We start from the raw sequence: 2,056 nt of genomic DNA on the forward strand, positions 1-2,056 counted from the left end.
TGGAACAGGAAGCCGAAGTCATGCGCCGTGCCGTGGCCTACTTGTCCCGGGACATCAATCCAAAAAAATGATGTACCCGCTGGTCCGCGAGCTGGCTGCCAGGGACGCCCCGATCAGGGTTCCCGTGGCAGTGTCCTGCCGGGTACTGAATTTCTCCAGACAGGCCTACTACCAGTGGGCCGCCAACCCCGTCCCGGCCCGGGACTGGGAAGAAGCGCATCTGATCAACGCCGCCATCGATCACCACCGCGACGATCCTGCCTTCGGATACCGGTTCATCGCCGATGAGATCAACGCCGGTCCCGGCACTGGGGCCAGTGAACGCCGGATCTGGCGGCTGTGCTCCCAGAACGGCATCCTCTCGGTGATCCACCGCCGGCGCCGGTCAGGGCTCAAGGCCGGCCCGCCGGTCCACGATGACCTCATCGAACGGGACTTCAGCGCAACGGCACCGAACCGGAAATGGCTCACGGACATCACCGAGCACCACACCGGGGAGGGCAAGTTGTACCTGTGCGCCATCAAGGACCTGCCTTCGAACCGGATCGTCGGGTACTCCATGGACGGGCGGATGAAAGCGTCCCTGGCCGTCGCCGCCCTGGACCACGCCGTGGCCCTCCGGAAACCGGCGGGCACGGTGGTGCACTCGGACAGTGAGACTGGCTGTACCGGTATTCCCGGGGTCCTTGACTCGCACAGCGACGGACACGGCAGGATGCTGGTGCCGGGTGCCCCCGTGGTTCTTGACTCTCACTCCGATCGACAGCCGTTGTCTTTCCCCGGATCTGTCAGTCCCCGGGAGTACCCGGTGAGGCACCACGCCTCGCCGCCGGAGTGACCTAAGGAGAGCCTGCGCCACAGGTGCTCATCACTGTCTTGTCCGCCGGTGGGCCGATGCGCGGGGCCGTGCCCTTGCAGACCGGATGAACCGGAGGAAACGACATGACCAGAACACCCGCAACCAACAACCCGGACCAGACGCCCGTCTTCGCCGGCGTCGACACGCACAAAGAACTCCACGTCGCCGCCGTCATCGACGCCGGCGAGAAAGTCTTGGGCACCAGAAGCTTTCCTACTACGCGCACCGGATACCGTGCGCTGCTCGCCTGGATCGGCGAGTTCGGTGATCTGGCCCGGATCGGCGTCGAGGGCACCGGATCCTACGGCGCCGGCCTGACCCGACACCTTGCCAAGGCCGGCGTCATGGTCCTGGAGGTCGACCGGCCCGACCGGTCCGACCGCCGCCGCAAAGGCAAGGATGACGATCTCGATGCGATCAACGCAGCCCGCGCCGCACTACACGGCCGACGCACCAGTATCCCGAAATCCAAGGACGGCGCCATCGAAGCCCTGCGCGTGCTGCGCGTGACCCGCGCACACGCAGTCCGGGAGCGACGCAGCGCCCTGCAACTCCTTCGGATGACGATTGTCTCCGCGCCGGAGGAACTGCGCGACCAGGTCCGCCACCTGACCCGGATGCAGCTGATCCGCACCCTCGCTGCGTGGCGGCCGGACGTATCTAACGCGACCGATCCCGTCACCGCCTATCGGGTATCGCTCAAGTCCCTGGCCCGCCGCTACCTGGAGCTCACCGACGAGATAGCCGACCTCGAGGAGCTCATCAACCCCATCGTCGAAGCCCTCGCACCCCAACTCCTCGAACGCGTAGGCATCGGTATCGAAGTCGCCGGACAGCTGCTCGTGACAGCCGGTGACAACCCCGACCGGATGAGGTCCGAAGCCGCATTCGCGATGCTCTGCGGCGTTTCACCCCTGCCCGCGTCCTCAGGAATGACGCAACGGCACCGGCTCAACCGCGGCGGCGACCGGCAAGCCAACCGCGCCCTGCACCTCGCGGTCATCAGCCGGATCAGGCTCGACCCGAGAACACAAACCTACGTCGCGAAAAAGACCGCTGAGGGACACTCCAAAATGGAAATCATCCGCTGCCTGAAGCGATACCTCGCCCGCGAGGTCTATTTCCTCCTCAACCCCGGCCGCCAGCACATCACCCCGAACACCAGACACCATCGAACTGCGGCTTGACACTTAGGAG

General features: G+C 65.5%; 1 protein-coding gene and 1 pseudogene. Both read left to right on the top strand.

Features of this window, described 5'->3' with window-relative positions:
* Positions 1-652: pseudogene (locus AB4Y86_RS17590) on the top strand (DDE-type integrase/transposase/recombinase); the annotation flags it as partial.
* A 290-nt stretch (positions 653-942) separates the two neighbouring features.
* Complete coding sequence (locus AB4Y86_RS17595; RefSeq protein ID WP_441403448.1) at positions 943-2,046, top strand: IS110 family transposase; 1,104 nt, start codon at positions 943-945, stop codon at positions 2,044-2,046.
* Positions 2,047-2,056: the final 10 nt, after the last annotated feature.

Origin of the sequence: Arthrobacter sp. 2YAF22_2 (genome assembly GCF_052114645.1) — a bacterium.
In the GTDB taxonomy this organism is placed as follows: Bacteria; Actinomycetota; Actinomycetes; order Actinomycetales; family Micrococcaceae; genus Arthrobacter.

Coding starts and splice junctions, on each gene's coding strand:
- AB4Y86_RS17595 (WP_441403448.1), top strand. CDS start 943: ATGACCAGAACACCCGCAACCAACAACCCGGACCAGACGCCCGTCTTC.